The organism is Frankia sp. CeTa3Moorea, from assembly GCF_978021225.1.
This window is the reverse complement of the sequence record NZ_CDXDOR010000018.1, coordinates 44,456-52,188: the sequence shown is the minus strand read 5'-3', so window position 1 is coordinate 52,188 and position 7,733 is coordinate 44,456. Positions and strand designations below refer to the sequence as shown.

At 70.7% G+C, this 7,733-nt stretch carries 5 protein-coding genes and 1 pseudogene; 2 read left to right on the top strand and 4 right to left on the bottom strand.

The features are described 5' to 3' along the window. Together AC08OV_RS05885 and AC08OV_RS05880 are read left to right on the top strand one after the other, a co-directional pair. Positions 1 to 583 (top strand): carboxyl transferase domain-containing protein (locus tag AC08OV_RS05885; protein ID WP_476619420.1); only part of this gene is annotated, 583 nt, incomplete at its 5' end. Between the two features lie 161 nt (positions 584 to 744). Beyond that, a pseudogene (locus AC08OV_RS05880) lies at positions 745 to 1,260 on the top strand (esterase/lipase family protein); the annotation flags it as partial. Positions 1,261 to 1,644: 384 nt separating this feature from the next. Here AC08OV_RS05880 and pcrA read toward each other — a convergent pair. The 4 genes from pcrA to guaA form a co-directional block, all read right to left on the bottom strand. After that, complete coding sequence (pcrA, locus tag AC08OV_RS05875; protein WP_476619419.1) at positions 1,645 to 4,173, bottom strand: DNA helicase PcrA; 2,529 nt, start codon at positions 4,171 to 4,173, stop codon at positions 1,645 to 1,647. Next, positions 4,170 to 4,313 carry a hypothetical protein gene (locus tag AC08OV_RS05870; protein WP_476614864.1) on the bottom strand — a complete coding sequence of 48 codons (144 nt, stop codon included), beginning with the start codon at positions 4,311 to 4,313 and terminating at the stop codon, positions 4,170 to 4,172. Before AC08OV_RS05870 ends, pcrA begins: the two co-directional genes overlap by 4 nt. A gap of 150 nt (positions 4,314 to 4,463) precedes the next feature. Then, positions 4,464 to 5,618 carry a threonine ammonia-lyase gene (locus AC08OV_RS05865; RefSeq protein ID WP_476614863.1) on the bottom strand — a complete coding sequence of 385 codons (1,155 nt, stop codon included), beginning with the start codon at positions 5,616 to 5,618 and terminating at the stop codon, positions 4,464 to 4,466. A gap of 232 nt (positions 5,619 to 5,850) precedes the next feature. Next, entirely contained in the window at positions 5,851 to 7,419 is a 1,569-nt protein-coding gene (guaA, locus tag AC08OV_RS05860) for a glutamine-hydrolyzing GMP synthase (RefSeq protein ID WP_462187523.1), read from the bottom strand. Positions 7,420 to 7,733: the final 314 nt, after the last annotated feature.

The following is a 7,733-nucleotide window of genomic DNA, read 5'->3' as shown; positions in this document are numbered from 1 at the left end:
GCGGGGAGGGCCGATGCGTGCGGTGGTTGTAGCTGTCGGGGCCCGTCGCGGCGACGCCCCGGGGCCGGCCGGGTACCGGTTGTTGGTCCGCGCCGCCCGGCTCGCGGGGAAGCTGGGGATCGGTCTCGTGACCCTGGTCGACACGCCCGGCGCGGCGAACGACGCGGACGCCGAGGCCGCGGGCATCGCGGCGGCGATCGGGGACGCGATGGCCGCGGTGTTGGCCTGCCCCTCGCCGACGCTGTCGATCGTGTTGGGTGAGGGCGGCTCCGGCGGGGCTCTCGCCGCGGCGGTCACCGACATCGTGGCCATGACCCCGGACAGTTACTTCACCGCGCTCTCCCCGGAGGGCACCGCCGTCACGCTGCGGGTACCGGTCGAGCGGGCCGCAAACGTCTCCGGGCTACGGCCGACCGACCTAAACGCGCTGGGATTCGCCGATCGGCTCCTGTCCGCCACCACCGCGGCCGAGACGGCGCGCGACGCTGCATCGCTGCTCGCATCCCTGAGCCGGGAGGACCAGGGCGATCGGCTGCGCCGGCGGCAGGCTCGATGGTCGACAGGGCTACCTAACAGTCTGTAGTATCTCTCTCCGGTCTTTACTTGGTCACCGGGATATCTGCCGACCTGGGGGCGAGCACCACGGCTGGCGGCCCGGATGGTACGGCGAGGGAAGGCGAGCGGGCCATCGGCGAGCAGATACTGCCATCGTTGGCTGCGGCCACGGCCCGCCTGAGGCGGGCCGTGGCCGCAGACATCGTCGCCGCTCCAGGGCGGTCGGTCCTCCTCGGCCTGCGCACGACCCCGGTGAACGCCCGCGGGCTCGCCGTGGAAGCGGCCTGGATCGCCACCCACCTCGCCCTCTACCCGGCGAGTGCGCTGCGCCGGCAGCGCCCGCGCGAGCACGAGCCCTACTCGCTGAGCGCCCTCTCCCCCCTGCACCGCAGCCTGCTGGTCAACGCTCCCGACGCGGCAGGCACCCCGATCCTGCTGATCCACGGCCTGATCGACAACCGGTCCGTGTTCACCCGGTTGGGCCGGTCGCTGCGCCGCCGCGGTTTCCGCCGGGTGCGCACGGTGGAGCTGCCGCTGCTCGTACCGACAGTGCAGGACGCGGCGCTCCGACTCGCCGCGTCCGTGCACGCCGCCATGGCGGACAGCGGCAGGCAGCGCGTGCACATCGTCGCCCATTCACTCGGCGGGCTGGTGGCCCGTTACTACGTGCAGCAACTCGGGGGCGATCAGTACGTGGACACGCTGATCACTCTCGCGACGCCTCATTCCGGCACCCGTCTCGCCGGGCTTGTCCCCCGGTCGGTGCCGTACCGGCTCGTCACCCAGCTACGGCCGGGATCGGCGCTCCTACGCGAACTCGCCGCACCCGCCCCCGGCTGCCGGACCCGGTTCGTCGCGATCGGCGCCGGGCTGGACAGCGTGGTGCGGCCCGCCGAGGCGGCGCTCGACCATCCCGATCTCGACATCGAAAATCACACCGTGCCGGGCCTCGGGCATCATTCCCTGGCGTTCAGCGGCAAGGTTGCCCACCTGGTCGCGAGCTGCCTCGCCGGGGCGGCGGACCGGCCGGGACCGGTCCCCCGAGCGGAACGGTCCCGGCGGCCCGGACCGTCGGGACCCTCGGGACCGTCAGAGCTTCTCGACGGGGGCGTACCGCAGGAGCAGGCGCTTCGTGCCGGCGTTCTCGCCGAAGTCGATGGTCGCCTCGGCGGAGTCACCGACCCCGCCGGTGGCGACGACAACCCCGAGACCGAAACTGTCATGGGTCACCCGGTCGCCTTGGCGCAGTTCCAGGACGGCCCGCGCGGCCGGCCGCGCGCGGCCCGAGAACGGCGAGTTCGGTAGCGGTTTACGCGCCGCCGGGGCGTCGGCGGCGCCCCGGCGGGTCCCGCCCAGCCCAAACCCGCCAGACGAGCCCCAGGACGTCCCCGCGGGCGCCGGCGGGGGATCGGCCAGCCGACGCCAGTCAACCAGCGTGTCCGGCACCTCGCCAAGGAAGCGCGACGGCGGGTTGTAGGCCGGTTGGCCCCAGGCGCTGCGCATCACCGCGCGGGTCAGGTAGAGCCGGGTCCGGGCCCGGGTGACGCCCACATAGGCGAGCCGGCGTTCCTCCTCGAGCTGGGTGGGATCTCCCAAGGTCCGTAGGTGCGGGAAGACGCCGTCCTCGAGACCGGTGAGGAAGACGACGGGGAACTCGAGGCCCTTGGCGCTGTGCAGCGTCATAAGGGTGACCACACCATCGGAACCGTCGTCGGTCGGAACCTGGTCCGCGTCGGCGACGAGCGAGACCTGCTCGAGGAACTCCGCGAGCGTGCCCTCGGGCAGCCGCTGGGTGAACTCCTGGACCACTCCGACCAGTTCCTGCAGGTTCTCCACCCGGCCCTGGGACTCGACGGTGTCCTCGGCGAGGAGTTCCGACAGGTAGCCGGTGCGTTCAAGCACCGCCTCGACCACGGCCACCGGGTCGTCGGCCGCCACCGTGCGTAGCTCGGCGAGCAGCGCAGTAAACTCTCGCACCGCCTTCGCCGAGCGCGCGGCGATCCCCGGCACCTCGTCGACACGCTCCAGTGCCTGCGCGAACCCGATCCGCTCGACATCGGCGAAGCCCGCCAGGGCCGCCTCGGCCCGCTCGCCGATCCCGCGGCGGGGCACGTTCAGGATGCGACGCAGGTTCACCGTGTCGCTGGGATTGACGAGGACCCGCAGGTAGGCAAGGAGATCACGGATCTCCTTGCGCTCGTAGAACCGCACCCCGCCGACCACCCGGTAGGGCAGCCCGACCCGGACAAAGATCTCCTCAAACACCCGGCTCTGGGCGTTGGTCCGGTAGAACACCGCGACGTCGGCGGACCGCGCGAGCTTCGCGTCCGAGAGCCGGTCGACCTCCTCGGCGACAAAGGCCGCCTCGTCGTGCTCGTTGTCGGCGGCGAATCCGACGATCTTCTCACCGTCACCGGCGTCCGACCACAGCCGCTTGGCCTTGCGCTGGTTGTTACGCGCGATCATCGCGTTCGCGGCGGAGAGGATGGTCTGGGTGGAGCGGTAGTTCTGTTCCAGCAGGATCACCGCGGCGTTCGGGAAGTCCTCCTCGAACTCCACGATATTGCGGATGTTCGCCCCGCGGAAGGCGTAGATCGACTGGTCCGCGTCGCCAACCACGCACAGCTCCGCCGGTGGGACGGCGCCCGAGGCCCAGGTACCCGACCCGGCCGCTGGCTCGGCCGCCGGCTCCTCCGACTCCACCGGCGCGGACCCGCCACCGAAGTACGCCGGCTGGCCGACGAGCTCGCGCACCAAAACGTACTGCGCGTGGTTGGTGTCCTGGTACTCGTCCACGAGCACATGTCGGAAGCGGCGCCGGTAGTGCTCGGCGACGTCGGGGAACGCCTGGAGGAGGTTCACCGTCGTCATGATCAGATCGTCGAAGTCGAGGGCGTTGGCCTGAGCCAGCCGCTGTTGATAAGCGGCGTAGACCTCGGCGACGGTCCGCTCGAGGTGGTTCGTGGCCCGGTCCCGTGCGGCCTCCCAGTCGATCAGTTCGTTCTTCAGGTTGCTGATCTGTGCCGCCAGACCTCGGGCGGGATGCCGCTTGGGATCAAGATCGAGGTCGCGGGTGACCAGAGTGATCAGACGCTGCGCGTCGGCAGCGTCGTAGATGGAGAAGGTCGAGCTGAACCCGAGACTCTTCGCCTCGGACCTCAGGATGCGCACGCAGGCCGAGTGGAAGGTGCTCACCCACATCGCCCGCGCCCGAGGACCGACCAGTGCCGAGACCCGTTCGCGCATCTCGCTGGCGGCCTTGTTGGTGAACGTGATCGCCAGAATCTCCCCCGGCCGGACCCCCCGGGCAGCCAGCAGATACGCGATACGGTGAGTCAGCACCCGCGTCTTGCCGGACCCCGCGCCCGCGACGACAAGCAGGGGTGCTCCGATGTGCACCACCGCCGCCCGCTGCTGCAGGTTGAGCCCGTCGAGCAGACCCTCGGCATCCAGGCGCGGCGAGGAGGAGTCACCGGGCCCGTCCCCGCCCACCGGCGGCGCCAGCACCGCTGGGCCGAACAGGTCGTAGGGCACGTGCGCACCGCCGTGGACATCCGTCCCGACCGACCCGGCGATGCCGGATCCGCCGCCGTGGGAATCGCCGAAAAAGCCGCTCATGGGACTCCGATCGTACGTTCGACGTCGAGCGGGTCGGACCGCGGCATGCCCGGAGCGCACCCGACGACCCGGTTCGCGGTGTGGTTCGCGAGATGCACCGACAGCCCCACCCCGCCGCGGTCCTCGCGCGTCCGTGCCACCACATGACCATCACGCGTCCACGCCCAGTGGTCGTCGACCCGCGTGCTGACCAGCCTATTGTCCGTCGTTCCCGCCCCGCCCCGCGCGCGAGGGCGGGTCGTCGATGGCCGTGGTCCGCGTCAACGCCCGGCCCACCGGCGGTCACGCGGTCACGCGGTGCTCGACGCGCTCGGCGGGATGGCCGCGAGCGCCTTCACCCTGCTGGCCACCCCCGGGTCGATGTTGCCGCCCGACAGGATCGCCACCGTCGGGCCCTGCGCGAGATCACCTTGACGCAACAAAGCCGCAACCCCCGCGGCGCCGGCCGGTTCCACCTGGTGGCCGGCCCGGTGCAGCAACACCATCGCCTCCCAGAACGCTGCCTCATCGACCGTGACGATCTCGTCCACCAGGCGTGCGGCAAGGGCGAAGGTCAGAACCCCGGGAGCGTTCACCGCCATACCGTCGGCGATCGTGGTCAACGCCGAGACCACCCGTGACGAACGTGGCGCCGTCGGCTGTTCGGACGTCCGGCTGCCCGGAATCGTCCCGGCTTCCCACAGTGTTCCGGCACCAGGCGTCGTTCCGGCACCAGGCGTCACCACCCCACCGGGGGGCACCGGGAGCCGCCGGCCAGCCCGCAGCGACGCGGCGAACGCCGACGACAGCACGGACTGCACACCGACCACTCGCACATCGGGGCGCCGGGACCGCACCGCCGCAGCCAGCCCGCTGATCAGTCCTCCGCCGCCCACCCCGACCAGAACGGTGCCGAGATCGGGCACCTGATCGAGCAACTCCAAGCCGATCGTGCCCTGCCCGGCCACCACCCTCGGGTCGTCGAATGGGTGGACCAGCAGCCGGTCTCCCCGGGCGGCGAAGGCGGCGGCCGCCGCGAGCGCCGCCTCCACCCCCCCGGGTATCTTCTCGACCCGGGCGCCCCACCGGCGCGTCCGCGCCACTTTGACCGGATTGGCCCCCACCGGCACGAAGATGGTCGCCTCGACGCCGAAGGTCGCGGCCGCGAAGGCCACTCCCTGGGCGTGGTTACCGGCGCTGGCCGCCACCACCCCCCGGGCCCGCGTCGCCGGATCCGCGGTGGCCACCCGGTGGTAGGCACCCCGAAGCTTGAACGAACCGGTGTGCTGCTCGTGCTCACACTTGAGCCAGACGGGCGCACCGATCGCCGCCGACAGGGCGAGATCCCGGACGACTCTGGTCTGTCGTGCCACCCCGGCAAGGACGCGGGCCGCGGCGCGGATGTCCGACGCCCAGAGTTCGGCGTCCGGGGCTACCGATCGGTCGTCTGCGGCTGCTGCGGTCATGGAGCATCTCCCGGCGGCTGAGCGGCCACCCCACCATGACCGCGGCAACAAAAAAGCCCCCCACCAGGACAAGGCGGAAGGGCGAGGCGCGGACCCGATGATCGGTCGCGCGCCTAGGTAATGGCCATCTCGTGCGGGGTCACATCATCCAGGGTGCTCCGGTCCCGCCCGGACGTCAAACGTGCCCGTCGGCGGGGGTCGCCCGACGGGCACGCGCTCCGATCCGGGATCGTCACTCCCACTCAATCGTGCCGGGGGGCTTGGAGGTGATGTCGTACACCACCCGGTTGACCTGCGGCACCTCGTTGACCACCCGGTTCGAGATGCGTTCCAGCAGGCCGTAGGGCAGCCGGGCCCAGTCGGCGGTCATCGCGTCCTCGCTGGTGACCGCGCGCAGGACGATCGGGAAGCCGTACGTACGCTCGTCACCCTGGACGCCTACCGACCGCACGTCGGCGAGCAGCACCGCGAAGACCTGCCAGATCTCGCGGTCCAGGCCGGCCTTGCGAATCTCCTCCCGGATCACCGCGTCGGCCGCCCGCACCACGTCGAGCCGCTCGGGCGTGACCTCGCCGATGATGCGGACGGCGAGGCCCGGGCCCGGGAACGGCTGGCGCCAGACGATCTCCTCGGGCAGCCCGAGCTCCTCGCCGAGCCGACGGACCTCGTCCTTGAACAGGGTCCGAAGCGGCTCGACCAGACCGAACCGCAGGTCCTCGGGCAGTCCGCCGACGTTGTGATGAGACTTGATCTTCGCGGCCGTCGGCGAACCGGATTCGATCACGTCGGGATACAATGTCCCCTGCACGAGAAAGTCGATCGTCGCGCCCTCCGCCTCCGCCCGGGCCTCCAATTCGCGGGCGGACTCCTCGAAGACCCGGATGAACTCTCGGCCGATAATCTTCCTCTTCCGTTCCGGGTCGGTCACTCCGGACAGCGCGGCGGCAAACCGGTCGGCCGCCTTGACATGGACCAGATCCACACCGGTGGTCGCGACGAAATCGCGTTCGACCTGTTCCGCCTCGCCGGCCCGCAACAAACCATGATCGACAAAGACGCAGGTGAGCGCGTCTCCCACCGCCCGGTGCACGAGCGCGGCAGCGACCGCGGAGTCCACCCCGCCGGACAGGCCGCAGATCAACCGTCCGGTCCCGACCTGGGCCCGGACGGCCGCGACAGCCTCGTCAACAATGTTGATCATTGTCCAGGTGGGCCGGCAGCCCGCGCCCACGAACAGGAAGTGCCGCAGCACGTCCATGCCTCGCTCGCTGTGGACCACCTCCGGGTGGAACTGCACGCCGTAGAGACGACGCGCGGGGTCCTCAAAGGCGGCGACCGGGGCCGACGGTGTGGAAGCCGTCACCCGGAAGCCGGGCGGCGCGGCGGTCACCGAGTCGCCATGCGACATCCAGACCTGCTGGACAACGGGCAGACCGTCGAAGAGAACCCCGGGACCCGACACCGACAGACGAGTTGCTCCGTACTCGGCGGTTCCCGTGCGCGCGACGGCGCCGTCAAGCGCCTGAGCCATGACCTGATGGCCATAACAGATACCGAGAATAGGCACTCCGGTAGCGAACAACGCAGGATCCACCCGGGGCGCGCCAGGCGAGTAGACGGACTTCGGGCCGCCAGAAAGGATCAGTGCGGACGGACGCCGGGCGAGGATCTCGTCCACCGACATATCCCACGGGACGATCTCCGAATACACATGACATTCGCGTATGCGCCGGGCGATCAGTTGGGCATACTGGGCACCGAAATCGATCACCAGCACGGTGTCATAGCCCGGATGCCCCACCGCGGACGGGCCGGTGGGGCCGTCCGCCGGGGACCGCGGAACATCCCGAACCGCGCCGGTATCCGGCGGCTCCGCACCGCGACCAGCACTGCTACGCTGCAACTCACTCACCCCGCAAGCCTACGGACACGGCGACCCCACCGGTCCGCCCAGGCGCCCAACCATCTCCCACGGCCTTCACCGGAACAGACGAAGCACGCCGGACGCCGCCGCGAAGGCGGTAAGGGCTCATGTCGGAGATGTCTAGGATGCCGAGTTTGCGTCTTCAGTCCGGTTCACTGACCCCGACAAGCGCTTCGATCATCAGTGACGCC

Excerpts from the sequence above, each read along its gene's own strand:
- pcrA (WP_476619419.1), bottom strand. The coding sequence starts at position 4,173 with ATGAGCGGCTTTTTCGGCGATTCCCACGGCGGCGGATCCGGCATCGCC.
- AC08OV_RS05865 (WP_476614863.1), bottom strand. The coding sequence starts at position 5,618 with ATGACCGCAGCAGCCGCAGACGACCGATCGGTAGCCCCGGACGCCGAA.